The organism is Streptomyces sp. NPDC020884, assembly GCF_044333935.1.
Lineage (GTDB): Bacteria > Actinomycetota > Actinomycetes > Streptomycetales > Streptomycetaceae > Streptomyces.
On record NZ_JBIRRY010000005.1, the window covers coordinates 81,711 to 107,797 of the forward strand.

At 73.0% G+C, this 26,087-nt stretch carries 25 protein-coding genes; 15 read left to right on the forward strand and 10 right to left on the reverse strand.

Going from position 1 to position 26,087, the window contains the following annotated elements; all coding sequences use genetic code 11:
* Nucleotides 1–66: 66 nt before the first annotated feature.
* The 5 genes from ACH4UK_RS17200 (at nucleotide 67) to ACH4UK_RS17220 (ending at nucleotide 4,894) form a co-directional block, all read left to right on the forward strand.
* On the forward strand, nucleotides 67–870 hold the full coding sequence (locus tag ACH4UK_RS17200) for a VOC family protein (RefSeq protein WP_398357117.1): 804 nt from the start codon (nucleotides 67–69) through the stop codon (nucleotides 868–870).
* Between the two features lie 198 nt (nucleotides 871–1,068).
* The gene (locus ACH4UK_RS17205; RefSeq protein WP_398357119.1) at nucleotides 1,069–1,464 is read left to right on the forward strand and encodes a molybdopterin-binding protein; all 396 of its coding nucleotides are present in this window, start codon (nucleotides 1,069–1,071) and stop codon (nucleotides 1,462–1,464) included.
* Nucleotides 1,465–1,537: 73 nt separating this feature from the next.
* Nucleotides 1,538–2,353: a molybdate ABC transporter substrate-binding protein gene (gene modA / locus ACH4UK_RS17210; RefSeq protein WP_398357121.1), complete on the forward strand. Its 816-nt coding sequence runs from the start codon at nucleotides 1,538–1,540 to the stop codon at nucleotides 2,351–2,353.
* Nucleotides 2,354–2,433: 80 nt separating this feature from the next.
* Nucleotides 2,434–4,443: an ABC transporter permease gene (locus ACH4UK_RS17215; RefSeq protein WP_398357123.1), complete on the forward strand. Its 2,010-nt coding sequence runs from the start codon at nucleotides 2,434–2,436 to the stop codon at nucleotides 4,441–4,443.
* An 85-nt stretch (nucleotides 4,444–4,528) separates the two neighbouring features.
* The gene (locus ACH4UK_RS17220; protein WP_398357125.1) at nucleotides 4,529–4,894 is read left to right on the forward strand and encodes a PH domain-containing protein; all 366 of its coding nucleotides are present in this window, start codon (nucleotides 4,529–4,531) and stop codon (nucleotides 4,892–4,894) included.
* 29 nt (nucleotides 4,895–4,923) lie between these two features.
* Here ACH4UK_RS17220 and ACH4UK_RS17225 read toward each other — a convergent pair whose 3' ends face one another.
* Nucleotides 4,924–5,694 carry a peptidoglycan recognition protein gene (locus ACH4UK_RS17225; RefSeq protein WP_398357127.1) on the reverse strand — a complete coding sequence of 257 codons (771 nt, stop codon included), beginning with the start codon at nucleotides 5,692–5,694 and terminating at the stop codon, nucleotides 4,924–4,926.
* A 192-nt stretch (nucleotides 5,695–5,886) separates the two neighbouring features.
* Here ACH4UK_RS17225 and ACH4UK_RS17230 point away from each other — a divergent pair, with 192 nt between their 5' ends.
* Both ACH4UK_RS17230 and ACH4UK_RS17235 read left to right on the forward strand, forming a co-directional pair.
* The gene (locus ACH4UK_RS17230) at nucleotides 5,887–7,404 is read left to right on the forward strand and encodes an APC family permease (RefSeq protein WP_398357129.1); all 1,518 of its coding nucleotides are present in this window, start codon (nucleotides 5,887–5,889) and stop codon (nucleotides 7,402–7,404) included.
* Nucleotide 7,405: 1 nt separating this feature from the next.
* Entirely contained in the window at nucleotides 7,406–7,846 is a 441-nt protein-coding gene (locus tag ACH4UK_RS17235) for a universal stress protein (RefSeq protein ID WP_398357131.1), read from the forward strand.
* Nucleotides 7,847–7,878: 32 nt separating this feature from the next.
* Here the strand turns inward: ACH4UK_RS17235 and ACH4UK_RS17240 are convergent, their stop codons facing one another.
* Both ACH4UK_RS17240 and ACH4UK_RS17245 read right to left on the reverse strand, forming a co-directional pair.
* Nucleotides 7,879–9,105, reverse strand: a complete 1,227-nt coding sequence (locus ACH4UK_RS17240) for a cation:proton antiporter (protein WP_398357133.1) — start codon at nucleotides 9,103–9,105, stop codon at nucleotides 7,879–7,881.
* A gap of 70 nt (nucleotides 9,106–9,175) precedes the next feature.
* Nucleotides 9,176–10,696: an alpha/beta hydrolase gene (locus ACH4UK_RS17245; protein WP_398357135.1), complete on the reverse strand. Its 1,521-nt coding sequence runs from the start codon at nucleotides 10,694–10,696 to the stop codon at nucleotides 9,176–9,178.
* Nucleotides 10,697–10,906: 210 nt separating this feature from the next.
* Between ACH4UK_RS17245 and ACH4UK_RS17250 the strand changes: the two genes are divergently transcribed.
* The gene (locus ACH4UK_RS17250; protein WP_398357136.1) at nucleotides 10,907–13,174 is read left to right on the forward strand and encodes an MMPL family transporter; all 2,268 of its coding nucleotides are present in this window, start codon (nucleotides 10,907–10,909) and stop codon (nucleotides 13,172–13,174) included.
* 50 nt (nucleotides 13,175–13,224) lie between these two features.
* A complete protein-coding gene (locus tag ACH4UK_RS17255) occupies nucleotides 13,225–14,310 on the forward strand; it encodes an acyltransferase family protein (RefSeq protein ID WP_398357138.1) in 1,086 nt (361 codons plus the stop codon).
* A 31-nt stretch (nucleotides 14,311–14,341) separates the two neighbouring features.
* Here ACH4UK_RS17255 and ACH4UK_RS17260 read toward each other — a convergent pair whose 3' ends face one another.
* The 5 genes from ACH4UK_RS17260 to ACH4UK_RS17280 all read right to left on the reverse strand — a co-directional run bounded on the left by ACH4UK_RS17260 (nucleotide 14,342) and on the right by ACH4UK_RS17280 (nucleotide 17,781).
* Entirely contained in the window at nucleotides 14,342–14,545 is a 204-nt protein-coding gene (locus ACH4UK_RS17260; RefSeq protein WP_398357140.1) for a hypothetical protein, read from the reverse strand.
* 64 nt (nucleotides 14,546–14,609) lie between these two features.
* Nucleotides 14,610–14,972 carry an SCO5918 family protein gene (locus tag ACH4UK_RS17265; RefSeq protein WP_398357142.1) on the reverse strand — a complete coding sequence of 121 codons (363 nt, stop codon included), beginning with the start codon at nucleotides 14,970–14,972 and terminating at the stop codon, nucleotides 14,610–14,612.
* Nucleotides 14,973–15,077: 105 nt separating this feature from the next.
* On the reverse strand, nucleotides 15,078–16,652 hold the full coding sequence (locus ACH4UK_RS17270; RefSeq protein WP_398357144.1) for a DEAD/DEAH box helicase: 1,575 nt from the start codon (nucleotides 16,650–16,652) through the stop codon (nucleotides 15,078–15,080).
* Nucleotides 16,653–16,899: 247 nt separating this feature from the next.
* Entirely contained in the window at nucleotides 16,900–17,103 is a 204-nt protein-coding gene (locus tag ACH4UK_RS17275) for a cold-shock protein (protein ID WP_015609674.1), read from the reverse strand.
* 330 nt (nucleotides 17,104–17,433) lie between these two features.
* On the reverse strand, nucleotides 17,434–17,781 hold the full coding sequence (locus tag ACH4UK_RS17280; RefSeq protein WP_398357145.1) for a MerR family transcriptional regulator: 348 nt from the start codon (nucleotides 17,779–17,781) through the stop codon (nucleotides 17,434–17,436).
* 442 nt (nucleotides 17,782–18,223) lie between these two features.
* Between ACH4UK_RS17280 and ACH4UK_RS17285 the strand changes: the two genes are divergently transcribed.
* The 4 genes from ACH4UK_RS17285 (at nucleotide 18,224) to ACH4UK_RS17300 (ending at nucleotide 21,337) form a co-directional block, all read left to right on the forward strand.
* The gene (locus ACH4UK_RS17285; RefSeq protein ID WP_398357748.1) at nucleotides 18,224–18,748 is read left to right on the forward strand and encodes a hypothetical protein; all 525 of its coding nucleotides are present in this window, start codon (nucleotides 18,224–18,226) and stop codon (nucleotides 18,746–18,748) included.
* 10 nt (nucleotides 18,749–18,758) lie between these two features.
* Entirely contained in the window at nucleotides 18,759–19,346 is a 588-nt protein-coding gene (locus ACH4UK_RS17290) for a toxin (RefSeq protein WP_398357147.1), read from the forward strand.
* A 66-nt stretch (nucleotides 19,347–19,412) separates the two neighbouring features.
* On the forward strand, nucleotides 19,413–20,699 hold the full coding sequence (locus tag ACH4UK_RS17295) for an MAB_1171c family putative transporter (RefSeq protein ID WP_398357149.1): 1,287 nt from the start codon (nucleotides 19,413–19,415) through the stop codon (nucleotides 20,697–20,699).
* Nucleotides 20,696–21,337, forward strand: a complete 642-nt coding sequence (locus ACH4UK_RS17300; protein ID WP_398357150.1) for a hypothetical protein — start codon at nucleotides 20,696–20,698, stop codon at nucleotides 21,335–21,337. Before ACH4UK_RS17295 ends, ACH4UK_RS17300 begins: the two co-directional genes overlap by 4 nt.
* A 20-nt stretch (nucleotides 21,338–21,357) precedes the next feature.
* On the opposite strand, the gene ACH4UK_RS17305 is transcribed toward ACH4UK_RS17300, so the two are convergent.
* The gene (locus ACH4UK_RS17305; RefSeq protein ID WP_398357153.1) at nucleotides 21,358–22,857 is read right to left on the reverse strand and encodes a ParB/Srx family N-terminal domain-containing protein; all 1,500 of its coding nucleotides are present in this window, start codon (nucleotides 22,855–22,857) and stop codon (nucleotides 21,358–21,360) included.
* Nucleotides 22,858–23,076: 219 nt separating this feature from the next.
* Between ACH4UK_RS17305 and ACH4UK_RS17310 the strand changes: the two genes are divergently transcribed.
* Nucleotides 23,077–23,322 (forward strand): hypothetical protein, encoded by a 246-nt coding sequence (locus ACH4UK_RS17310; RefSeq protein ID WP_398357154.1) that lies wholly within the window; start codon nucleotides 23,077–23,079, stop codon nucleotides 23,320–23,322.
* A 51-nt stretch (nucleotides 23,323–23,373) separates the two neighbouring features.
* Entirely contained in the window at nucleotides 23,374–24,225 is an 852-nt protein-coding gene (locus tag ACH4UK_RS17315) for a GNAT family N-acetyltransferase (protein WP_398357156.1), read from the forward strand.
* Between the two features lie 52 nt (nucleotides 24,226–24,277).
* Here the strand turns inward: ACH4UK_RS17315 and ACH4UK_RS17320 are convergent, their stop codons facing one another.
* Nucleotides 24,278–26,008, reverse strand: coding sequence for a SpoIIE family protein phosphatase (locus tag ACH4UK_RS17320; protein ID WP_398357157.1), 1,731 nt, complete (start codon nucleotides 26,006–26,008; stop codon nucleotides 24,278–24,280).
* Nucleotides 26,009–26,087: the final 79 nt, after the last annotated feature.

Here is a 26,087-nt window from a genome sequence, read left to right on the forward strand (position 1 = left end):
CTGACTAGCGTTGGCCGGTAGGGGCGGGACCCACGACAGGAACCCCCAGGGAAGGACCGGCGCGCCATGGCTGTACAACCCGAGGGCACCCCGTGCTGGGCGGACGCCATGTTCGCCGACATCGAGGGCGCCAAGAGCTTCTACGGAGACGTGCTCGGCTGGACGTTCGGCGAGAGCTGGGCGGAGTTCGGCGGCTACACGCAGGCGTACGCGGACGGCAAGGCGGCGGCCGCCCTCTCCCCGCCCATGCCGGGCACGGAAGGAAGCCCCTCCGCGTGGTGTCTGTACCTCGCCTCGCCGGACGCCGCCGCGACCGTGGGCAAGGTCCGCGAGAACGGCGGCGAGGTGCTGGTGGAGCCGATGCAGGTCGGCGGGTTCGGCACGATGGCGCTGGCCCGCGACCCCGGCGGAGCCGTCTTCGGCATCTGGCAGGCGGACACCCACGAGGGATTCGAGACGGAGATGGGCTCGCCCGGCGGGTACTGCTGGAGCGAGGTCTTCACCCGGGACCCGAAGGCGGTGGACGCGTTCTACCCCGCCGTCTTCCCGTACACCGGGCGGAAGTTCGACGACGACTCGATCGACTTCTCCCTGTTCGACGTCCAGGGGCAGACGGTCCTCGGCCGGATGGCGATGGGCGACGACTTCCCGCCCGATCTGCCCTCGTACCTGAACGTGTACTTCGCCGTGCCGGACTGCGACGCGGCGGTGGCGAAGGCGACCGAGCGCGGCGGGGTGCTGCGGTTCGGGCCGATGGGCAGCCCGTTCGGCCGGTTCGCGGCGATCAGCGATCCGCAGGGCGCCTCGTTCACCGTGATCGACGTGACCACCACCGAGGGCGAGATGCCCGCGACGACCCCGGTGGCCTGACCCCAGGACCGACACACCCACCACGGGCCGCGACCGGAGGACGGGCGCGGCCCGTACGGCTGCCCCGGCGCGGCCCGTACGGCTGCCCCGTACCGTCCGGAGCGCGCCCCGTACATTCCTCCGAGACCTCTCGCATCTGCGATGGATCATCGTCCAGAGAATGGTAAATGCCAGCCCGATTGCCCTAGCGTGTCGCACATGCAGTCCTACACAATCGGCCAGGCAGCACGACTTCTCGGGGTCAGCCCCGACACCGCCCGCCGCTGGGCGGACGCCGGCCGGGTCGCGACCCATCGCGACGAGGCCGGCCGGCGTCTGATCGACGGCCGCGCGCTGGCCGCCTTCTCGATCGAGGTCGGCCAGGGCGCGGGCGGCGAGGACGAGTCCCCGTACACCTCGGCCCGCAACGCGTTCCCGGGCATCGTCACCGCGGTGAAACTCGGTGACGTCGCGGCCCAGGTCGAGATCCAGGCCGGGCCGCACCGGCTCGTCTCGCTCCTGACCCGGGAAGCGGTGGAGGAGCTGGGCCTCGAGGTCGGCATGCAGGCGACCGCCCGGGTGAAGTCGACCAGCGTGCACATCGACCGCACCTGAGCCGCCCCCGTACCGCAGCCCCGCCCGGCCGGCGCCCGCCGGCCGCGTACGCATCCAAGGAGCCTCCACCCTCATGTCCCTGCCGATCACCCGCCGCCGTGCGGCCGCCGCCGTCCTGACCACCGCGCTCCTGATCCCGCTCGCCGCCTGCGGCGACGACTCCGGCACCGCCAAGGACAAGGACAGCGACGCGGGGTCGACCTCCGCCGTCTCGGGCGCACCCAAGGCCGACCTGACCGTGCTGGCCGCGTCCTCCCTGACGGACGTCTTCAAGGAGGCGGGGGCCGCGTACGAGAAGGCGAACCCCGGCACGAAGGTGACGTTCTCCTTCGCCGGCTCCCAGGAACTGGCCGCCCAGGTCAAGCAGGGCGCCCCCGCCGACGCCCTGGTCACCGCGGACACCAAGACGATGGACGGCCTCTCCGGCGACACCGGCAAGCCGACGGTCATCGCCAAGAACCGGCTGGTCATCGCCACCGGTGAGGGCAACCCGGAGAAGGTCGAGGATCTCCAGGACCTCGCCGACCCGAAGCTGAAGGTCGTCCTGGCCGCCCCCGAGGTGCCGGTGGGCCGCTACAGCGAGCAGATCCTCGACGCGCAGAAGATCGAGGTGAAGCCGGTCTCCCAGGAGCCCAACGTCCGCGCGGTCCTCAGCAAGGTCTCGCTCGGCGAGGCGGATGCCGGGCTCGTCTACAAGACCGACGCCGCGACCGCCACCGACAAGGTCGACGCGATCGAGATCCCGGACGCGGAGAACGCCATCGCCTCCTACCCGGCCGCCACGCTGAAGACCTCGGAGCACAGCGAGGCCGCCGCCGCGTTCGTCGCCTGGCTCTCCACGCCCGCCGCGCAGAAGATCCTCCAGGGCGCGGGCTTCCAGAAGCCGTAACCGCACCCGCCCGGCAGGCCCCTACCGCATGATCCGACGGGCCTGCCGGGCACCGCACTCCGAGCCCCCCGAGGTCACCGATGAGACGTCCCGTGCGCCGCCGTACGCCCGGGGCCCGCGCCCCCCTGCTGCTGACGGTCCCCGCCCTGCTGGCCGTGGCGTTCCTGATGCTGCCGCTCGTCGGCATCCTGGTCCGCACCTCCTGGGGCGATCTCGGCGCCCACCTCACGGCCGAGGCCACCACCCAGGCGCTGCGGCTCTCCCTGCTGGTCTCGCTGTGGGCGCTCGGGCTCTCCCTGCTGCTCGGGGTGCCGCTGGCCTGGCTGCTGGCCCGGGTGCCGTTCCCCGGCAAGGCGTTCGTCCGCTCGCTGGTCCTGCTGCCGATGGTCCTGCCGCCCACGGTCGGGGGCGTCGCCCTGCTGCTGGCGTTCGGGCGGCGCGGGCTGCTCGGCCCCTGGCTGGAGAACACCTTCGGCATCACGCTCCCCTTCCACACCTCGGGGGCCGTGCTCGCGGCGACGTTCGTCGCGATGCCGTTCCTGGTCATCTCGCTGGAGGGCGCGCTCGGCGGGCTGCGCCCCCGGTACGAGGAGACCGCGGCCTCCCTCGGGGCCTCGCCGGTCCGGGTGTTCCTCACCGTGACGCTGCCGATGGTCGCCCCCGGGCTGATCGCCGGAGCCGCCCTGACCTGGGCGCGGGCGCTCGGCGAGTTCGGCGCGACCATCACCTTCGCCGGGAACCTCCCCGGCACCACGCAGACCCTGCCGCTCCAGGTCTATCTGCTGCTCCAGGACGCGCCGGAGGCCGCCACGTCCGTGTCGCTGCTGCTCCTCGCCATCGCGATGATCGTCCTGATCGCGCTGCGGGGCCGCTGGACCGGCACCCCGCGCGACCACCGGGAACCCGTCCGCCGTCCCGTGTCCGACCGCCCCGACGGTGCCGACGGGGCCGACGGGACGTCCGGGACGTCCGGGGCGTACGAGACGGCCGGGGTGCGCGGGGCCGGCGGCGCCCGGGAGGCCTCCGGTACGGAGAAGGCGCCGGCCCCGCCCGAGCCCTGGCCGCTGCACGCCGACGTCACCGGCTTCACCCACCTCACCCTGGACGCCGGACCCGGCACCACCATCGCGGTGGTCGGGCCCAACGGCGCGGGCAAGACGACCCTCCTGCGCGCCCTCCTCGGCCTCACGCCCCGCGCGCACGCCGCCCTGCGCCTGGGCGACAGCGACGTCACCGAACTCCCCCCGCACCGCCGGGGCGTCGCCTGGGTGCCCCAGGACGGGGCGCTCTTCCCGCACCTGAGCGCCCTCAGCAACACGGCGTACGGGCTGCGCGCCCATGGCGTGCCCCGCGCCGAGGCCCGGCGCGAGGCCCAGGGCTGGCTGGACCGGCTCGGGGTGGGCCACCTCGCCCACCGCAGGCCCGCCCAGCTCTCCGGCGGCCAGGCCCAGCGGGTCGCCCTGGCCCGCGCCCTGGCGGCCCGCCCGCGCCTCCTGCTGCTGGACGAACCGCTCGCCGCCCTCGACCAGACCACCCGGAGCCGGGTGCGGCACACCCTGCGCGGGCACCTCGCGGACTTCGGCGGGGTCTGTCTGATCGTCACCCACGACCCGGTCGAGGCGGTCTCGCTGGCCGACCGGGTCCTGGTGCTGGAGGACGGCCGGGTGCTCCAGGACGAGCCGCCCGCCGAGGTCACCCGGCACCCGCGCTCGCCGTGGGTGGCCCGGATGCTGGGCCGCAACGCCTGGCCCGGCACCGCCACCGCCGACGGCCTGGCCCTGGAGGGCGGCGGCCACCTCGTGGTCGCCGAGCCCCTTCCGGCGGGCACGGACGCCCTCGCGGTCATCGCCCCCGAAGCGGTCTCCGTACACCGGGAGCGGCCCACCGGCAGCCCGCGCAACGTCTGGCCGGGCACGGTCCGCGAAATCACCTCGGGCGGCAGCCGGCTGCGGCTGCTGATCACCTCGGCCGAGGCCCCGGACCTGGTCGCGGAGATCACCCCGGGGGCCGCCGCCGAGCTGGGGATCGCCGACGGGAGCGCCGTCTGGACCAGCGTGAAGGCCACCGAGGCGACGGTCGTCCCGCTGTAGGGAGGAGGTGCCGGCCGCTCCGGTACGGGAACCAGAAGCCCGTTGTACACGTACTCCCTAGGACACGACCGAGAAACGGGGACCCATGGCACTGTTCGGCAACGCGCACACGATCAAACCGGCCACCGCTCAGCAGGACTACGCCCGGCTGCTCGGGCAGGGCGAGCAGGTGCACGCCGCGTTCCTGCTGATCCGCGACACGATCCTGTTCACGGACCGGCGGCTGATCCTCGTCGACAAGCAGGGCATCACCGGCAAGAAGGTCGAGTACCACTCCGTCCCGTACCGCAGCATCACGCACTTCGCCGTGGAGACGGCCGGGACGTTCGATCTCGACGCCGAGCTGAAGATCTGGATCTCGGGCAACGCGACCCCGCTCCAGAAGACGTTCACCAAGGGCGTCGACATCTACGAGGTGCAGGCCATACTCACCCAGTTCGTCGCCCGCTAGCCGGGCCGTCCGGGCTCGGAGGTACGGGCTCAGACGTACGGGCGCAGCCGGGCCGCCGCCGAGTGCCCGGGGGCGGCGGCGCGCAGCTGCGCGGCGCGCTTTCGCAGCTCGGGCAGCAGCCCGTAGAGGACGTCGCCGGGGCAGCGGGTCTCGAAGCTGTCGCGGTGGCCGGAGATGACGTGCAGCCGGGCCACCTGGCCCCGGTCGAAGCGGCTCTCGTCGTTCGTCGAGACCAGGTCGACGGTGCCCAGCGGGTCGGCGCCGGGCCGGAGTTTCCAGGCGGCGAGCTTCACCAGCGCGTCCATCATCGGTTTCGGCACCTCGGCCCCCTCGCCGAAGTTCCCGATGGCCGCGATGCCGACCGTGTCGGTGTTGAACCCCTTGGTGTGCGCCCCGAGCACCGAGCGCCCCACGCCGCCCGCGCGGCCCTCGTAGACGGTGCCGCAGCGGTCGACGAGGAAGTTGTAGCCGATGTCGTCCCAGCCGTCCTGCCGGATGTGGTCGCTCTGGACGGCCCGGATCAGATCGGGGGCGTCCGCGCAGTCGTAGTCGTTGGGGTTGCCGGTGTGGTGGACGAACACCGCCCGCGCCGCGCCCGTGTAGTGCGGCCCCTCCCTGACAAGGCCCTCGTCCGCGCCCCAGTCGCGGCGGCTGACGACCGCCGGCTGCGGCAGTCCGCGCGGCGGCCGGGGCCCGGCCGCGAGCTCCGTCCGCGGCGCGTGGAACGCCGGGCCGTCCCCGAACACCAGGAGGGCCAGGGGCAGAAGCAGGACGCCCAGGGCGAGTCGGCGGGACCACATGGACTCCACCCTGCGCCCTGACCTCCGGCTTCGCAGAGGAGCGGGCCGATCGGGTGACCCTGCGCCGACCCGCCGCCGACCGTCCAGCGGCAGGGGCCTTTCGTCCGGAATGCGGGGTTCACCGGGTCTCCTTACGATGAGATCCGGATCATCGCCCGCTCCCGGCGGGGATGCCCGGCGGAACGAGGAGCCATGGCCCACGACCGTGTGCGGGACGAACCGGCGGTCGGCCTCAAGCCGAACGCGATCGGGTTCGTCGACGCCCTTGTCATCGGTCTGAACGCGACCTCCCCCGCGTACTCGCTGGCCGCCGTCATCGGCCCGATCGTCGCCCTGGTGGGGATCTACGCCCCGGGCGTCATGTTCGCCTCGTTCGTGCCGATGCTGCTGATCGCCTCGGCGTTCTACTACCTGAACAAGGTCGACCAGGACTGCGGCACGACGTTCTCCTGGGTGACCCGGGCGATGGGCCCCTGGGCGGGCTGGCTGGGCGGCTGGGCGATCACCATGACCGGCGTCCTGGTGGTGGGCTCGCTGGCCGATGTGGCGGTGAGCTTCACGCTGCTGGCGGTGGGCCTGGACGGCTGGGTCGAGAACGACTTCGTACGCCAGTTGCTCACCGTGCTGCTGATCATCGTGATGACCGGGCTCTGTGTGATCGGCACCGAGCTGTCGGCGAAGGTGCAGAACGCGCTGATCCTCCTCCAGGTCGCGTTCCTGCTGGTCTTCGTCGCGGTGGCGCTCTACCGGGTGTACGCGGGCACGACCGGCTTCGACTCGATCGAACCCTCGCTCGGCTGGCTGGACCCGTTCGGCGCCGGCGGGGCCGCCCTGACCGGCGGGCTGCTGCTCGGCGTGTTCATCTACTGGGGCTGGGAGTCCGCGGTCAACCTCACCGAGGAGACGGAGAACTCGGCGAGCGCGCCGGGCAAGGCGGGCCTGTGGTCCACCGTGGTGCTCCTGGTGACCTATCTGTCGGTGGCCATCGCGGTCGTCGCCTTCGCCGGCACGGCGTTCCTGGCGGAGAACGCGGGCGAGGAGGAGTTCATCTTCGCCCAGCTCGCCGGTGACGTCCTGGGCGGCTGGGACTGGATCCTGCTGCTGGCGGTGGCCACCTCCGCCATCGCCTCGACCCAGACCACGATCATCCCGGCGTCCCGGACCGCCCTGTCGATGGCCCGCCGGCAGGCGCTGCCGCGGCACTTCGGGCACATCAGCCCCCGGTTCCGCACCCCGGACGTCAGTACGTGGTGGGTCGCCGGGATCGCCATCGCCTGGTACCTGGTGGTCAACCAGATCTCCACCAACGCCCTCTTCGACTCGCTCACCGCGCTGTCGCTGCTGATCGCCTTCTACTACGCCCTCACCGGGGTGGCCTGCGCCGTCTACTACCGGCGGCATCTCACCGAGAGCGTGCGCAACTTCCTTCTCATCGGCCTCGGCCCGGTGGTCGGCGCCGGACTGCTGGCCTGGCTGCTGGTGCGCTCGATCATCGACATGTCCGACCCGGCCAACTCCTACAGCGGCACCTCCTGGTTCGGGCTCGGTCCGCCGCTCGTCATCGGCATCGCCATCTCCCTGGTGGGCGTGGTCCTGATGGTGGTGTGGCGGCTGCGCGACGCGGTGTTCTGGCAGGAGCGGCCGGGGGTCGCCGACCCGGACCTGGTGCACGGGACGGTCACGGACCCCGGTGACGGGAAGGGGCGTTGAGATGTCGGTCGTCCTCGGTTACGACGAGTCCCCCGGCGCCGCCCGCGCCCTGCGCATCGCCATCGAGGTGGCGGCGGCGTACGGGGAGGACCTGGTGCTGGTCTACGGGGCCGCCGCCCCGGGGCTGCGGGACGGCGCGGAGTACCGCAGCCACTACGACGCGATCCGGCAGGCCGGGCGCACCGGCCTGGAGCACGCGCTCACCGCGGCCGAGGAGGCGGGCGTCGAGGCCTCCGTCGAGGTGCTGGACGAGAAGCCCGCACAGGCCCTGCTGGACGCCGCGGAACGGCACGGGGCCCGGGTCATCGTGGTCGGCACCTGGGGCGAGAGTCCGATGCGCGGAGCCCTGCTGGGCTCGACCCCGCACAAGCTGCTGCACATGTCGGCGGTCCCGGTGCTGTGCGTGCCGACGGAGGAAGGACCCCAGCGGCCGCAGCCGTAGCCGGCCGACCGGGCGGGGCCCCCCGCCACGCCTCACCACGCCTCACCGCTCTCCGCCGCGCGGTCCGGCACGGCCTCGCCCCTGCCGCCCTCCTCCCGGCGCAGCAGCCGGAACGCCAGGAGGGGGAACACCAGGACCGACACCATCGCGGCGGCGACCAGGGCGGCGGCCTCGCCCGCCCCGATCACCTTCTCGTCCAGGCCGATCGCGGTGATCGCGACCACCAGCGGCAGACAGGTGGACGCGAACAGCCCGAGCGCGGACCGCGAGGCCCGCCCGGTCAGGTCGCGCGGGGCCAGCAGATACGCCGGAACCCCGCGCACCAGCAGGAACAGCAGCAGGAAGACCGGCAGGAGCAGCAGCGGGCGCCCGCCGTCCAGCAGCGCCGCCAGGTCGAAGTCGATGCCCGTGACGATGTAGAAGAACGGCACGAGGAAGCCGAAGCCGATCGCCTCGATCCGCTCCAGGATCTCCCCGCTGCGCTCGGGCACCGCCCCCTGGAGGACGAGCCGGGTCAGCATCCCCGCGGCGAACGCGCCGAGCAGGGTGTCCAGGCCGAAGACGTGGGCGAGGCCCAGCATCCCGGCGAGCAGCAGCATCACGAAGCGGACGGCGAACTGGCCGCTGGAGTGCAGGGTCAGGGCGATGATCCGGGCGAACCACGGCGGCCGGGGCCGCAGCGCCCAGAACACCGCGCCCGCCGTGACGACGGCGAACCCGGCCAGCACCACGCTCGCCGCACCCGGGCTCCGGCCGCTGAACAGCAGGGCCATCGCGATGATCGGCCCGAACTCGCCGACCGACCCGAACGCCATCGCCACCGACCCGAACCGCCCCTCCAGCCGCCCCGAGTCCCGCAGGATCGGCAGCACCGCGCCCAGTGCGGTGCTGGTGAGCGCGGTGCCGATGACCAGGCTCTTCGCCAGGTCCGCCCCGCTGAGCAGCAGCGCGACGCCGAGTCCGGCGGCGAACGAGAGAACCCAGGCCCCGCCGGCCCGGCGCAGCGTCGAGCCACGGACCTCGGCGAACCGGATCTCGTACCCCGCCAGGAAGATCAGCATCGAGAGCCCGAGGTCGGACAGGGTGTCGATGACCTGGTCGTGGTGGGCCCAGCCGAGCACATCGGGCCCGACCAGAACGCCGAGCACGATCTCGAAGATGACGACGGGGACCGGCAGCCACCGCCCGGTCGTGTAACCGAGCAGGGGCGCGAGAACCGCCAGGGCCATGATCAGGACGAGGGTCCCGGGGTGCTCCATCGCTCGTGTATAGCAAGGAACGCCCCGGAATCATCCGCTATGACACCCGCCGCACCCGCCGGAACACCGGTCAGTTCGGGCAGTGCGTGTCCCGCGCCGGGCGCTTCCCGGTGATGAGGAAGTCGCTCACCGCACGGTCGCCGCAGGCGTTGCCGTTGCCCAGGTACATCCCGTGCCCGCCCTGTCCGACGGTCACCATCCTGGCCCGCTCGCCGAGCGCCGCCCGCATCTTCAGCGCCCCGGCCAAGGGGGTGGCCGGGTCGCGCAGGCTCTGGATCATCAGGACGTTCGAGGGGCCGTCGCCGGTGATCCGGGTGGGCCTCGGCTCCTCGTCGTACTTCCAGAAGGCGCACGGGGTGATGTTCGCCGGCATCCCGGCCGTCAGCGGATACCGCGCCCGGTCCGCGGCCACCCGGCCGGCGTACCCGGAGGCCGGCCCCGGCCAGCGCACGTCGTTGCAGATCACCGCCACCATCAGCGCCGCGTCCTCGTCCGGCATCGCCCCCGCGAGCTCCGGGGGAAGCGCCGGACGGCCCTGCGGGTCCTGCGCCGACCGGATCAGCCGGGCCAGCGGGGCGAACGCCGCATCGCTGTAGAGGGAGTTCTGGAGCGCCTGCCGCAGCCGGTCCCCGGTCAGCGGGGCGCCGGGCGCGTCCGACTCCTTCGGCGCGCGGTCCAGCTGCCGCGCCAGCGCGAGGAACAGCGGCCGCACGTCCTCGGCGCGCCGGGCCAGCCGGAGCCCCTCGGCGTCCCGGGCGGGGTCCGCCGCCCAGGCCGCGAAGTCGGGGAAGCGCTCGGCGGCGGCCGGGGCCATGTTGGCCAGCCAGGTGTGCGCCACCTTCGCCGGGTCCGGGTCGCCGGTGCTGTCCAGGACCAGCCGGTCGACCCGGTCCGGGTGCTCCTGGGCGTACACCGCCCCGACGTAACTGCCGTACGAGGAACCCCAGACGGGCACCTTCCGCTCACCCAGCGCGGCGCGCAGCCGGTCGATGTCGCGGGCCTGGTTCCGCGTGGTGAAGGAGCGCAGCACCGGGCCGCCGTCGCGGGCGCACAGCTCGGCGGTGCGGCGGGCCCGCTCGGTGTTCTCCGCGATCGAGCCGTCCGCCGCGGGCCAGGACCGCAGCGTCACCAGGTGCCGGTCCGCCTCGGGGATGCCGCAGTTCGCCCGGGTGGAGCCGCCGACCCCGCGCGGGTCCATGCTGATCAGGTCGTACGCCCCCTCGGTCGCCGCCCGCAGCGCCTCGCCCTTCTGCGCGAGGCGCTGCACCCCCGAGCCGCCGGGGCCGCCGGGGAGCACCAGCAGCGTGCCGCGCCGGGCCTCGGGCCGGTCGGTGCGCAGCCGGGTGACCGCCACGTCGACCGTGCGCCCGCCGGGGGCGCGGTAGTCCAGGGGGACGCGGAGCGTCGCGCACTGCTGCCCGGCCGGGGCGGGCGGTCCCGGGCGCGGGGCGCAGGGGCCCCAGGTGAGCGGGGAGGTGGCGGGGCCCGCCGGGCGGCTGTGCGCCACGGGCGCGCCGACGGCGGTCAGCGTGCCGGCCGCGGCAGCGGCGGAGACGGTGAGAAGCAAGGCCTTACGGGTCCAAGTCGTCATGGACACAGCCTTGTTGAACCGGGGCGCGCTGCCCATGCGGGAGCCCGGTGGGACCGGGGTGGGGACACCCCCCGGAGGAGCCCCCCGGGCCGCACCCGTCACCCGTTCCCCCGCACCGGCGTGCCGGGCGGCGGCCGGGGCCGTTGAATGCGAAGTCCGAGGCGTCCCGGCAGGAGCTCCCCGCCGGGCGGGCAGGAAAGCAGGCCCCGCATGCCGTCGACACAGGCCCACCCGGACCGGGCAGCAGCCCCGCGCCACCGGGGGACGCTGCGGCGCACCGGAGAGTGGTGCGCCCGGCACTTCGTGACCGTCCTCGTCCTGTGGGTGGCCGCGCTCGCCGGGCTCCAGGTCCTCCAGCACGCGTACGGCGGCGACTACTCCGACGACTTCTCGCTGCCCGGCACCCAGTCGCAGGACGGCCTCGACGTCCTGAAGGCGCACGCGCCGCAGGCGGGCGGCTACAGCGCCCAAGTGGTGCTGCACGACGCCGACAAGCCGCTCACCTCCTTCTCCGACCAGGTCGCCACGGCCGTCGCCGACCTCCAGAAACTGCCCGACGTGCTCTCGGTGCAGAACCCGCTGCCGTCCTCCGGTTCCACCCCGCCCCCGCCGCCCGACCCGAACACCGGGCCGCTCTCCACGGACCAGAAGACCGCCTACATCACCGTCCGGTTCAGCGTGCAGCCCTCCACCCTGGACCCGTCCTACCTGGACGGGGTCGACGAGGCCGTGCAGCCGTTGCGCTCGGCCGGGGTGGCGGTGGAGTACGGCGGACCGCTCGGCGAGCTGGCCCGGCCCGAGCCGAGCGACCGCACCAGCGAGGCGATCGGCTTCGGAGTGGCGATCGTGGTCCTGCTGATCGGCTTCGGCAGTCTGCTGGCCGCCCTGCTGCCGCTGGTCACCGCGCTGGTCTGCGCCCTGTGCGGGCTCGCGCTGCTGGGACTGCTGGCCGCCGCCGCGACCTTCGCGACCGTCTCCCCGACGCTCGCCACGATGATCGGCATCGGCGTCGGGATCGACTACGCCCTCTTCCTGGTCACCCGGCACCGGCAGAACCTGGTCGACGGCCAGGATCCGGTGACCGCCGCCGGGAACGCCGCCGCCACCAGCGGGCACGCCGTGCTGCTCTCCGGCTGCACGGTGATCATCGCGCTGTCGGGGCTGTGGGTCTCCGGGATCGGGTTCATCGGCAAGCTCGGCCTGGCCGCGGCGGTCACCGTCGTCACCGCGGTGATCGGCGCCCTCACTCTCGTACCGGCGGTCCTCGGTCTCATCGGCCGCCGCATCGACCGGGTGCACGTACGGAAGCCGGTGGCCGAGACCGTGCCGGCCGAGGACGGCGCCGAGCCCGGCGGCTGGCACCGGTACGCGCAGCGGGTGGAGCGGCGGCCCTGGTGGTTCCTGGCCGGCGGCGTGGCGCTGCTGGCCGTCCTGTCCTTCCCCGTCTTCTTCATCCAGCTCGGCCACATCGGCGACGGCGCCGACCCGAAGTCGTTCACCGACCGCCGCGCCTTCGACCTGATGTCGAGCGCCTTCGGCCCCGGCTCCAACGGCCCGCTGACCCTGGTCATCGACCAGAGCAAGGTGCCGTCCGGCGACCGCTCGGCCCTCGCCGACCAGGCGCAGAAGGCGCTGACGGGCGTACCGGACGCGGCGGTGATCACCCCGCTCACCGCCACCTCGGACGGCGACGTGCTGACCGCCACCGCCTACTCGGTGGCCGCCCCGCAGGACGAGCGGACCACCTCCCTGACCAACCGGCTCACCGACGACGTCCTGCCGCAGGCCGTCTCCGGCACCGACGCGAGCACCTACGTCACCGGCACGACCGCCGCCCAGGTCGACTTCCTGGACATCGTCTCCAGCCGGCTGCCGCTGATCATCGCGGTCGTCGTGGCCCTGGCCTTCCTGGTGATCCTGGCGGTCTTCCGGGGCCTGCTCGTGGCGGTGAAGGCCGCCGTGCTCAACGTCCTGTCGATCGCCGCCTCGTACGGGGTCGTGGTGGCGGTCTTCCAGTGGGGCTGGGGCGGCCCGGCGCTGGGGGTGTCGGGAGACGTGCCGATCGAGAGCTACGTCCCGATGATGATGTTCGCGATCGTCTTCGGGCTGAGCATGGACTACGAGATCTTCCTGCTCTCCCGCATCCACGAGGCCTGGGTGCGCACCGGCGACGCGAAGGCGAGCGTGGCGCACGCGCTGGAGATCACCGCCCGGGTCATCACCTGCGCGGCGCTGATCATGGTGAGCGTCTTCGCCGCGTTCGTGATCAGCGACAACATCGTGGTGAAGATGCTGGGCCTGGGGCTCGCCGCCAGCGTGCTCATCGACGCCACCGTCGTCCGGCTGCTGCTGGTCCCCGCGGTGATGACGCTGCTGGGCCGGGCCGCCTGGTGGATCCCGGGGCCGCTGGACCGGATCCTGCCGCACCTGGACGCCGAGGGGAGCGCGGGGCCGCCCGAACGGGCCGGGCGGGCGTGAGGAAGGACACAGCAGGCGGAGGGAACGTCCGCACACCCTAGGGTGTCAGAATGCCTTCCCCCCTTACCTCGAAGCTGCCGCGTCCCACGGCTGCCGCTTCCCCCGGGACCGGCGCTCCGCACGCCGACGGCCGGGACTACTTCTTCGACAACGCGAAGTATCTGGCGATCGTGCTGGTGGCGATCGGACACGCGTGGGAACCCCTGCCCTCCGGCCGCCTCGTGGAAGCCGCGTACACCTTCGTCTACACCTTCCACATGCCGGTGTTCATCCTGATCGCGGGCTACTTCTCACGGAACTTCGAGCTGCGGCCAGACCGGGTGTGGAAGCTGGTCACCAGCCTGCTGGTGCCCTACGTCCTGTTCGAGGTGCTCTACACGCTCTTCGAGCGGGCGGCGGACAAGCCCGACTTCGCCCTCTCGCTGCTGGCGCCCTACTGGCTGCTGTGGTTCCTGCCCGCCCTGTTCCTCTGGCGGCTGTCCACCCCGCTGTGGCAGGCCGTGCGCTTCCCGGTGCTGGTCTCCCTCGTCATCGCCGCCCTGGCGACGGTGTCGCCGACCGCCGACGGGGGGCTCCAGGTCCAGCGCATCCTGCAGTTCCTGCCGTTCTACGTGCTCGGCCTGCGGCTGCGCCCGGAGCACTTCGCGCTGCTCCGCTCCACCTGGGTACGGGTCGTCTCGGTGCCGGTGTTCGCCGTGGGGCTGCTCGTGGCGTACTGGCTGGTGCCCCGGATCTCGACCTCGTGGTTCTTCCGCAAGAACAGCACCCAGCGGATGGACACCGCCGAGTGGACCGGCCCGACCGCCACCCTGCTGCTGTTCCTGGCCGCGATCGTGCTCGGCGCGTGCTTCCTGGCCTGGGTGCCCAAGGGCCGCAACTGGATGACCGCGCTCGGCACCTGCACGCTGTACGGATACCTGCTGCACGGCTTCGTCGTCCGGGGGCTGACGTACGGGGGCTTCTACGACGACCCGTTCTTCGACACCACGATGGGCACGGTCGCCGTCACCCTGGGCGCGATCCTCATGATCACCCTGCTCTGCACGCCCCCGGTCCGGCGGCTGCTGCGGCCGCTGCTGGAGCCGCGCATGGCGTGGGCCCGGCAGAAGCCGCCGTCGGCCACCACGACGCCCTGAGGGGCGAAGAGGCCGGGCGGAGCGGAAGGGTTCAGTGATCCACGACGACGGTCCGGCCGAGGACCGCGACGTGCTCCAGAACGTCCTCCAGCGGATCGTCGATCTGGCCGGTCGCGATCAGAGCCACCTGCGGCCCGTTGTGGGCGTCGGTGTGCGTCTCGTCGGCGTGGGCGGCGGTGGCGGGCAGCACGGACGCCACCACGGACACGCCCCACGCGGTGATCTTCCTCTTCATGGCGCCGATGATCGCACGCCCCGCGGCGCCCGAAAGACGGCGCCGCGGGGCGGAGAAGCGGGTCTCAGACCCCGTCGGACCCGGGTGCGGACACCGCTCCGGGAGCCTCGTTCCGCGCCTCGGCCGGAGTCCCGAGGAGTGCGGAGGCCGTCTCCAGCGGGGAGCGGGCGGGGGCCGGAGCGGGCACGGCCGACTCGGCGGTCCGGCAGGTGAATCCGAGCTTGGACAGCGCCCTGACGACCTCGGCGGAGCTGAAGTCCCGGCGGTCCTGGCGGGTGATCACTTCACCCACCTGCTTGACGGGGTAGACGCGGCGGCTGATGACCACCGCGTCGCCCGTGACGGGTTCGGGCTTGATGCCCTTCATCGAGTCCTCCACCTCGTTCTTGAACAGATCGAAGGGGAAGCGGGCGATGACACAGCGCATGGTTCCTCAACAGGGGTCGGGTGCACGGGGGACGTGCCGGGTGCACGAGGGGCGTACGGAGTGCCGTACGAGGAGCGGCCGGCGGCGGACCGCCAGCCGCGCGGATCACGCGGCGCGGTTGTTCCGGCGCTGTGTGGCGGCCGCACGGGCCTCGGGCGTCGGCGTCCCGGGGCGACGGCCCCGGGTCGGAGCCCCGCCGCCGCGCTTGGTGCCGCGCCCCATGAACGCGCCGCCGCGGCTGCTGCCGCGCTCCTTGGCCGGGGAGGTGATGACGACCGGGACTCCGGAGGGCGCCTGCGCGCCGGTGATCCGGCTCAGCTCGGCCTCGCCGGAGCGGACCTGGGCGATCTGCGGGCTGATCCCGGCGTCCGCCATCAGGCGGGTCATCTCGCGGCGCTGGTTGGGCAGCACCAGCGTGACGACGCTGCCGGACTCCCCGGCGCGGGCGGTACGGCCGCCGCGGTGCAGGTAGTCCTTGTGGTCGCTCGGCGGGTCCACGTTGACGACCAGGTCGAGGTTGTCGACGTGGATGCCGCGCGCCGCGACGTTGGTGGCGACCAGCACCGTGACGTGCCCGGTCTTGAAGCGCTCCAGGGTGCGGGTGCGCTGCGGCTGGGACTTGCCGCCGTGCAGCGCCGCCGCGCGGACCCCGCTGTGCAGCAGGTGGTCGGTGAGCTTGTCCACCGCGTGCTTCGTGTCCAGGAACATGATCACGCGGCCGTCGCGGGCCGCGATCTCCGTCGTGGTGGCGTACTTGTCGGAGCCCTGGACGTACAGGACGTGGTGCTCCATCGTCGTGACCGCACCGGCGGCCGGGTCGACGGAGTGCACGACCGGGTCGTTGAGGTACGTCCGCACCAGCAGGTCGACGTTGCGGTCCAGGGTGGCCGAGAAGAGCATCCGCTGCCCGTCGGGGTTCACCTGGTCGAGCAGCTCGGTGACCTGCGGCATGAAGCCCATGTCGGCCATCTGGTCGGCCTCGTCGAGGACGGTGATGGTGACCCGGTCCAGCCGGCAGTCGCCGCGCTCGATCAGGTCCTTGAGACGGCCGGGGGTGGCGACGACGACCTCGGAGCCGCCGCGCAGCGCACTGGCCTGGCGGCCGATGGACATGCCGCCGACGACGGTGGCGATGCGCAGCTTCAGCGACCGGGCGTACGGGGTGAGCGCGTCGGTGACCTGCTGGGCCAGTTCCCGGGTGGGGACGAGGACCAGGGCGAGGGGGCGCTTGGCGTCGGCGCGGCGGCCCGCGGTGCGGGCCAGCAGCGCGAGGCCGAAGGCGAGCGTCTTGCCCGAGCCGGTGCGGCCGCGGCCCAGGACGTCCCGGCCGGCCAGCGAGTTCGGCAGGGTGGCCGCCTGGATCGGGAAGGGCACGGTCATGCCCTCGGCGACGAGCGCCGCCTTCAGCGGTGCGGGCATCTCCAGCTCGTCGAAGGTCTCGGAGGCGGGGAGGGCCGGGGTGACGGTCACCGGCAGGGCGAACTCGCCCTTGGCGCCGGAGGCGGAGCGGCGGCCGTAGCCACCGGACCGGCCGGAGCCGCCGGAGCCGCCGGAGCGCTTGGGTCCGCCGCCGAAGCCGGCGGCCCGGCGCTCGCCGCCGCCACCGGAGTAGCGGGGGGTGCTGCCGGAGCGGGTGCGGGAAAATCGGTCGTTCGAACGGGGCGTGCGTTCGCGGTTCATGCAGAACCTTTCCTCGATGGGGCACGTATCGAGGGATTCTTTTTCGGGGAGCGACCGTGAACGGCACCCAGAATCGCAAGAACGAGCCGATGAAATGACAAAAGAAAAAAACGAAACCCGGCCGCCGGGAATCAGTGCACCGGACGCGGCTTCGTCAGGGGCACGCAGAGCGGGCCCCGGAAACGACAACGAGCCGGGGCCCGCACCCCAAGGTGCGGGCCCCAGCTGCGCAGTACTACCTGAGTGATCAGGCGGGGGTGATGTTCTCGGCCTGCGGGCCCTTCTGGCCCTGCGTGACGTCGAAGTTCACCTTCTGGCCCTCCTGCAGCTCACGGAAGCCGCTGGCGGCGATGTTGGAGTAGTGGGCGAAGACGTCGGCGCCGCCGCCGTCCTGCTCGATGAAGCCGAAGCCCTTTTCCGCGTTGAACCACTTCACGGTGCCAGTAGCCATGTCATATCTCCTTTAGGGGCAGAGCCCGCGGGTCCACACTGTGCGGACCCCACGTCGCCGCGATGATTACCCCGTCCGGAAAGAACACCGGAAATACAAAAGTGCGCCCGCCGACATCCGACCGGCAAGAGCACTTGAAGTTTTTGGGAACCACAACTGCAACTGAGATCAACACTAGCACGATGAGGCCGGGAGAGGCGGGTGCCTAATATCACCGGCCGTGTCGGAACATAAAAGCCTCATCGCACATTGCGCAAAATTCTGTGCTGACGAATGCAGATATTTCCCCGGGGCCGCGCGGGGTCTCCCGCGCCCGGGGCGCGGGGGCCGTCAGCGCTCGGCGGGACCGCCGGAGCGGGCGGACCGGCCGCGCAGCTCCTCGTTGAGGCGCAGCGCCTCCTCCAGCTGGTCCTCCAGGATGACGATGCGGCAGGCCGCGTCGATGGGCGTGCCGGCGTCGACCAGCTCGCGGGCGCGGGCGGCGATGCGCAACTGGTAGCGGGAGTAACGGCGGTGGCCGCCCTCGGACCGCAGCGGGGTGATCAGCCGGGCCTCACCGATGGCCCGGAGGAACCCCGGCGTCGCACCGATCATCTCCGCGGCTCGCCCCATCGTGTAGGCGGGGTAGTCGTCGTCGTCGAGCCGATCGGTGGCGTGCGAGGGGGTCTCCGGGGGCATCTGCACCTCTTCCGTCACGCGTGACCGGAGGAGCCGGGCGCCGTACGCCTGCGGGGTGCGCCTCTGCTGCGTACCGCTGTTTCACGTGACTGCACAAGAAACCCTAATCGCCGGGCAAGGTCATGTCTATCGCGGCCGGAACAGATTTGGGCCAGCGACCAGGGCATGGCGAAGCCGCCGCGGCAGATCACTGACCGACCGGTCAGTTGTCGTCGGGCGGACCGCGGGGCCATAATGCACGCGTAGCCCTTCACGCATCCCCCGTCGTGAAGGGCTACACCCCTGTCCGGAGCCTGCTCCGGACGTCGCGGGGCACAGAACTTCACGGGCAAGGGACTCCCCTCGTGGTCCCCTGCCCGTGTTTTTTCGAGTTAACAGTGACGTAGAGTGTTTACGCAAGCTCAGTTCCGACTCCGAGGTGATCGTGGAGGCCCGGGTGGCCATGGACGACGGCGACGAACGCGGTCCGGAACCCGTCGAACCCCCCGGTCCGGACGAGCTGCCCCGCCTCGGCACACTGCGGGAAAAAGTCGAGTACATGGTCGAGAAGACCTTCCCCGGCCAGAAGATCTCCGGCCGGGTCTTCGCCGACCTGGTCCGCGACCGGGGCGGCTCACTGTCGCACAGCTACTTCTCCAACATCCTGGCCGGCAAGGTCACCCAGCCCTCCGAGGACATCCTCAAGGCCCTCGGCGTGGGGTTCGGCGTGGACTGGCGGTTCTTCAAGGAGGAGTCCGAGGTCGTCGACGACGTCGTCGCCGGACTCCAGTTCCTGGCCAAGCGGCGCACCGGCGAGATCAGCGGCCTGGCCGGCCGGGGGCTGAACGACGACGGCCTCCCGCCGGAACTGCTGCGGTTCGCGCTGGCCCTGCTGGAGGACGCGGCCCGGGAGAAGGAGGGCCCCGACGGAGAGAGCGGTGGGAAAGATTCCGCCGGGATTCACCACCCCGGGGGCCCGGCAGCGTAGCGTCTTGGTCATGTCCCTGCGGAAGCTGCGGAAAGAGTGCGAGGCCGGGCTCGCCGACCTGCCCCTCCCGGTTCCCTTCTCGCTGGACGCACTCGTGGCGAACATGGAGGAGACGAGCGGGCGCACGATCCGCCTGCACGAGATGCCGGACCGCCTCGCCCGGGTCAACGCCGCCTGCGGGCTGCGCCTGAAGGCGGGCGGCACCAGCCTCGTCCTCTACCGCCGCAGACCGACCGCGTACCAGACCGAGCACGTGATCCTGCACGAGCTGTGCCACGAGTGGTTCGACCACGGGACGACGCTCGACGCGGAGCAGCTGCGCACCCTCCTGCCGGTCTTCGACACCTCGCTGATCGCCCGGATGATCTCGCCGGCCGCGGCCGAGTCCTTCGCCTCCGGCGGCGGCACCGTCCAGGCCCGTGCGCAGTACGACACCCATGACGAACGCATGGCCGAATTCGGTGCCTCCCTGATCCCGCGGATGGCGCGGGACCTCACCACCGATGACATGGTGGGGCGGCTGGACAATTCCCTGTCCCGCCCGGTGGCCCACCGCAGGCGTGGCCTCTTCCCCGGAAGACGGCCCGACAGCGCCTGACACGTGCCACCGCGCCGCCCGCGGGCCCCCCCACCCCGCCTCCCGACCCCGAGGACGAACACCGCCGTGACCCCCCTCGATCTCGCCGGCTACCTGATAGCCGGCCTGATGACGGCCGTTGCCCTGTGGCGTATGCCCGCTGCCCTGTGGGGCGACGAGGAGGACCGCAGACGCCGGGCCCTGTGGGGCTGCTACGCCGGATTCGCCATCGCGCTGTGGACGAAGACCGAGGCAGTGCGCATCGGCCTCAACAACAGCGCCGTCACCGACCTCGCCGTCCTCATCAAGCACTACACCGCCACCGTGGCAATTCTGGCCATCCTCAGCTACATCGTGGCCATCTACGGCAGCTACCCCGAAGAGGGCGCGATCCCCCGCCACGTACGGTTCGCGCGGCTTGTCCAGAAGCTGGCGGCCAAGGCCTCCGTCGCCACGCTGATCCTGCTGACCGTCCTGTTCTTCACCGTCGTCGACCGCCACCGGCCCTCGGACCGCTTCGTCTCCGACCACGCCGGGGAGTGGGGCGCCACGCTCTACATGAGCGTCTTCTACCTCTACCTCGGGGCCGCGTCCGCGGTGTGCGCGTTCCAGTGGGCGCTGGCCACCCTCGACGCCCGGCGGCGCCATCTGCGCATCGGGCTCGGGATGATGACGTTCGCGATGTTCATCGGCGTCGGCTACACCGTCAGCCGCACCCTCTTCCTGTGGATCAGCGTGGTGGAAGAGCCGAGCGAGGCGTTCGCCCTGCGGTTCGACCAGGTCACCGAGGCCGCGCAGCTGGTGCTGTTCGCCTTCTTCGCCCTCGGCGCGTCCATCCCCGCCTTCGCGGCCGGCGCCCGGCGGGCCCGGCTGTGGCGGGCCCAGGTCCGGCTGCACGCCCTCTGGTACGAGTTGATGGCCGCGTTCCCGGACCAGCCGTTCGACCCGCCCGCCTCACTGGCCCGCGAGCTGACCCGGTTCAACGTCCCGGCCGACCTGCGGGTGGACCGCTGGGCCGCCGACATCGCGGACGCGGCCGAGAAGCTGCGCCACTACGTGCCCGACGGGCTGCTCGCCGCCGCCGGACGGGCCGCCGCACACGACACGGACGACCCGCGCCGCGCGGAGGCCCTCACCGACGCGTACTGGATCCGGGCGGCCCTGATCTCGAAGGACTCCGGCGCGCCCGCCGGGGGAGCGGCGGCGGTCGCCTCCCAGCACGCGGCGGACCAGGACGGCGAGGTGGCCCGGCTGGTCCGGGTCGCCGCCGCGTACCGGACGGTCGGCGACGAGCGCGCCCGCGCCGTCCTCGCGGCCGCGACCGCACCGGCGACCACGGCGAAGACCCACGGCACGACGGAGACGACGGCATGAGCAGCACCACCGACGGCACCACCACCGGCGAGGGCACGACCGGCGAGGGGACCCCCGCATCCGGCGCCCGGACGGTCTCGGTGGCGAGGACCGTCACCGACGTCCTCCAGCCCCGCAACGTCCTGCTGGCGGGCATGCTCGGCATCGGCGTCGCGGCGGCGGGCGACTGGACCGGGCTGCTCTGGGGCTTCCTCGGGGCGCTCTGCGCCGGGCTGATCCCGGCCGGGTACATCGAGTGGGAGCGCGGACGCGGCACGTGGGGCGACCGCCATGTGGTGGACCGCACCAAGCGGGCGCCGATCTTCTTCGTGATCCTGGGCTCGATCGGCGCCGGCTCGATGGTGATGGTGCTGGGGAACGCGCCCACCGGGATCCTCGTCGCGATGCTCGCGCTCTGGGTGATGACGATCGGCCTGCTGGCCGTCAACACGGTGTGGAAGATCTCGGTCGACTCGGCGGTGGCCTCGGCGTCCGTCTCCCTCCTCGCCGTCGTGCACTCCCCCTGGTGGATCGCCGCGTACGCGCTGACGACGGCGGTCTGCTGGTCCCGGGTCGCCCTCGGCTACCACACCGTCGCCCAGACCGTGGCCGGAGCGGGCCTGGGGGCGGCGACGACGGTGGCGTACGCGTTCGTCTGAGCGACCTCGGCCCTACCGGGTCAGAGCGCCGCGCACTGACCGGTGCGCGGTCCGCCCACCACGTTGGCGCGGCCCGTGTCGTCCACGCCCGGCCGGTTGGCGGAGCACACGAGCGGGCCGGTGACCGTGGTGGCGGCGAGCAGCACGCCTCCGGTGTTGCCGGTCAGCACGACGGGGCCGGCGACGGTGTTCGCGGTGCAGCCCGGACCCCCCACCCGTACGGGACCGGCGGTGCGGCTCACGGAGACCGGTCCTTCGACGCGCGAACCGCAGAGGTGGACCGCCGCCGCCCGGTCGGCCTGGAGCGGGCCGTCCAGCGTCGAGCCGGTGACCACCAGGGCCGCTCCGGGGCGGACCTGGACCGGGCCGCGCTGGGCGGCGCGGTCCAGGCAGGTGACGCCGCTCGTGACGGTCAGCGGTCCGTTGCGGGGGCCGGTGAGCGTGGTGGTGCAGGCCGGGACGGGCAGGACGCGGGCCTTGTAGTCGAGGGCCTCGGCGAGCTTGCCCGGCTTCGGGTCGCTCAGGGGCCTGCCGAGCTTGGCGAACTCCCCGCCGGTCTCCTTCTTGCCGCCGTTCCACTCGTCGATCCGGCCGAGCTCCGCGGCGGTCTTCCCGTCGTCGACGACCGCGTCGGCGTCCAGCGCGGCCATCGACTTCGAGGCGCTCCTCACCAGATCGAGGTACGGGCCCGGGGCGGTCAGGTCGTACGCGCCCGCGTCGTGCTCGCCGCGCAGCCAGGCCCCCCAGGAGAACTCCAGGAACTCCGTCGCCCCGTCGGGGACCTCGTAGCCGATGTCCCGGGTGAAGTAGACGAGGCTGCGGTACGGGTCGTCGCGGAAGTGCGTGATGCCCAGGCGGTCCGGCAGCCGGTCCACGCCGAGCGGCCGGTTGTTCTCGTCGCGCAGCCACACCTTCTTCCCGGCCGTCATCCGCTGCCAGAAGTCCGGGGTGGACAGCGAGCTGAAGTTGTCGGTGACGCGGAGCCGGATGTGCAGGTCCCTGGAGCCGTCGGGGCCCTCCAGGAAGGAGGTCAGCGTGTGGTGCCCGTCGGTGAGATACAGCGTGCCGCCCGGCCCGACGACGGCCGTCTTCATCGGGGCGATCGTCTGCGGGGTCTCCTGCCCGACCGGCACGGTGCAGGAGAAGCTCGTCGGGTCGTCCAGCCGGGCTCCGGGGCCGGCCGTGGCCGCCTCCTCCTGGCCGTTGGTCTCGCACCAGTCGTCGAAGCGCTTGTTGACGTCGCCCGCCGCCTCGTCGCGGTCGCTGCCGTACCGGCCGAGCTTGTAGAAGACCTGGTCGAAGCCGAGCACCGCCTGGGTGGGGTGCAGTTCGCCCAGCGTGACGTCGATCAGGTCCCCCGGCTGCGCGCAGGTGTGCGGCAGCGGTCCGCTCCCGGTACACGGGTCCGCGGCGGCGGCTCCCGTGCCCGCACCGGCCACGACCGTGCTCGCCGCCAGCGCACCGGCCAGCAGCAGCGCCCCGCGCCGTGGCAGCCGTGCCCTCGCCCTCGATCCGTTCATGGACGTCCCCTCCCGCGTGATGGTCTTCCGCAGGGACGATCGCAAGGCGCGACGACCCCGGCGCGGACACGGCGTGAACGGGGGATGGCGCTGTGGTGCCACGGCGGGAGCTCACCCGCCCGCGGGCCGCCCCCGTTTGCGGGGGCGGCGGACAGCCGGTTACGTGTACGGGGAGGGCGCGCCCGCGAACGGGACGGCCCGCACCTGGAGGTAGCTCCGATGGCGAAGAACCGGTCAACGTCCGCCAAGGGCCCGCGCGGCGGCAAGGCCGGGCTCGTACTGAGCCTGGGCAGCAGCGCGCTCGCGGTCATCAGGGCGTCCAAGCAGGTCCGCCGGACCAAGGGCTCGCACGACAAGCTGACCACCGCCGACGCGGTGGCGGGGCTGCTGCCGCTGATCACCTCGGCCGCCCTCGTCCTGCGGCAGCTGCGCGGCCGACGGCAGAAGAACCCGGAAGCGGCCTGACACGTCGGCCGGGACATGGGCCAGGGCCTGCGCCGGATTCGGGACTCCGCCGTGCCGAACCCCTTCGAGATCACCGCGGCCAGCGCCGAGGACATCGTGACGCTGGGCGAGTGGGCCCACGAGGAGGGCTGGAACCCGGGCCTGGCCGACGGCGGGGTGTTCTTCGCGACCGACCCCGGCGGCTTCCTGTTCGGCCGTCTGGACGGCGAACCGGTCAGCTCCGTCTCCGTCGTCCGCTACGGCAGCGCGTACGGCTTCCTGGGCTTCTACCTGACCCGCCCCCACCTGCGCGGACAGGGCTACGGGCGACGGACCTGGCGGGCCGGGACGGACCGGCTCGCCGGACGCGTCGTGGGACTGGACGGGGTGCCCGCCCAGCAGGACCGCTACCGCCGCTCCGGCTTCCGCGCCTGCTGGAGCAACGCGCGCTGCGAGGGGACGCCCCCGCCGGACCTCGCGCCGCCGCCGGGCACCGCCCTGGTCGACGCCCGGAGCGTGCCGTTCGACCTGCTCGCCGCCTACGACCGGCGGTACTTCCCGGCCGCCCGGGACACCTTCCTGGCCTCCTGGATCACCGCCCCGCACCGCACCGCCCTGGCGGCCGTCCGCGACGGCGGGCTCCAGGGCCTCGCGGTGCTCCGGGCCTGCCGCGCCGCGTCCCGGATCGGCCCGCTGTACGCCGCCTCCCCCGCCGTGGCGGCGGCCCTGGTCAGCGCGCTCGCGGCCACCGCCCCCGGCACCCCGGTCGCCGTCGACGTACCCGACGTCAACCCGGCGGCGGTCCGGCTGGCCGGGGAGCTGGGCCTGGCCCCGTCGTTCGACACGGCCCGGATGTACGCGGGCCCGGAGCCGGAGATCGACCGGCCGGGCCTGTACGGCATCACGAGCCTGGAGCTGGGCTGAGCCGCGCCGCTCCCGGACGGCAGGCGGACCGTCACCGGGCACAGGCGGACCGTCACCGTGCAGGGGGCGGCCGCACCACCGGGGGTCCCTCGCGGATCCGGGAGGCCAGGACGGCGATGTCGTCCTCCGCGTCCGCGCCGAACCGGTCCAGCACCCGGTCCAGCAGGTCCTCCAGGTGCCCGCCCGGCGGCAGGGTCAGCGAGGCCAGCCGCCGCACGGACACGTCGATGTCCTCGCCCCGGCGCTCCACCAGGCCGTCGGTGTACATGAACAGCACGGTCCCCGGTCCGCAGGACACGGACGCGGTCCGGTAGCCGCCGAACCCGGTGCCCAGCGGCGGCCCCACCGGCACCGGGACCACCCGGGCCCCGGCGGCGCCCGGGTCGATGAAGACCGGGGGCAGATGGCCCGCGCTGGCCACCTCGCACACCCCGCCGAACCGGTCGACGACGGCGAGCAGACAGGTCGCCGCCCGGTCCAGGCCCGACCGCTCCACCATGATGTCGAGCTGCTCCAGGATCCGGTGCGGCGGCAGGTCCTCCCCCGCCAGCAGCCGCAGCAGCGAGCGGTACTGGCTCATGGCGACGGCCGCCTCCACCCCGTGGCCCATCACGTCGCCCATCGCCTTGAGGTGCCGGCCGTCCTTGAGCGGTACGACGTCGAACCAGTCCCCGCCGACCAGGACGCCCCGGTCGGCGGGGAGGTAGCGGGTGGCGACCTCGACGTGCGGGTGGAGGCCGCGGGGTTCGGCGAGCAGGGCGCGCTGGAGTTCGCGGGCGATGCTGTGCTCGCGGTCGTAGCGGCGGGCGTGGTCGAGGTCGACGGCCGCCCGGACGGCGAGTTCGCGGGCGACGGCCACGTCCTGGTCGCTGAAGGCGGGCCCGCGCCCGGACCGGACGAGGCTGAGCGTGCCGAGCGGCCGGCTCCGGGCGGTGAGCGGGACGACGAGCGCCTGGCGCAGCCCCAGGTCCCGGCAGGCGGCGATCCGCTCCGAGGTGAAGGCGTTCCGGCCCCGCTGGTGGTCCTCCCAGTCGTCGAGCACCGGCTCGTTCTCGGCCAGGCAGCGGGTCACCGCGGAGTCCGCCGCGAAGTCGACGTACTCCCCGGGGTGGCCGAACCGCTGCACCTGCTCGTCGAGGTCACCGGCGCCCCGCACCGCGGCCCGCCGCAGCCGTACGACGCCGGGGACCGAGCGGCGTACGGAGTGCCCCACCTCGGGCGGGAACACGTCGACCACCGCGATGTCGGCGAACGCGGGCACGACGAAGGAGGCGAGCTCCTGGCAGGTGGTGTCCATGTCGAGCGTCGTGCCGATCCGGACGGCGGCGGTGCTGAGCAGGGCGACGTGGCCGCGGGCCTGCCGCAGCTCCGCGCGCTCCCGGGTGATGTCGGTGATCTCGACGACGATCGCCATCAGGGCGTGTGCCGCCCCGCCCGTGTCGAGCCGGTGGTACGTGGCGCGCCAGAACCGCAGGTCCTCGTCGGACACCGCCCAGGTCTGCCCCTGGATCGTCTCCTCGCGGGGCTCTCCGTCGGCCAGCACGGCGCGCAGGGCGGCGGCCTGACCGCGCAGGTCGGGCAGCACCTGGGAGAAGGTGCGCCCGACGTGGGAGGCGGCGGGGAGGCCGTTGAGCCGTTCGAGGGCGGGGTTGACGTAGGTGTAGCGGAGATCCTGGTCGAGGATCGCGACGGCGGCCGGATTGCCGTCGAACAGGGCCGCGACGGTTCTGGGGTCGAAGAACGACGGCATGCCGTCGGCGCACGTCTCGGCCTGCAAGAGCATGCCTCCCGCCGTCGTCGGCCCCGGATCCCGGGACTCCATCGTCGGCCGCCGCCTCCGGACCCGCATCCGCAGCGGCGCC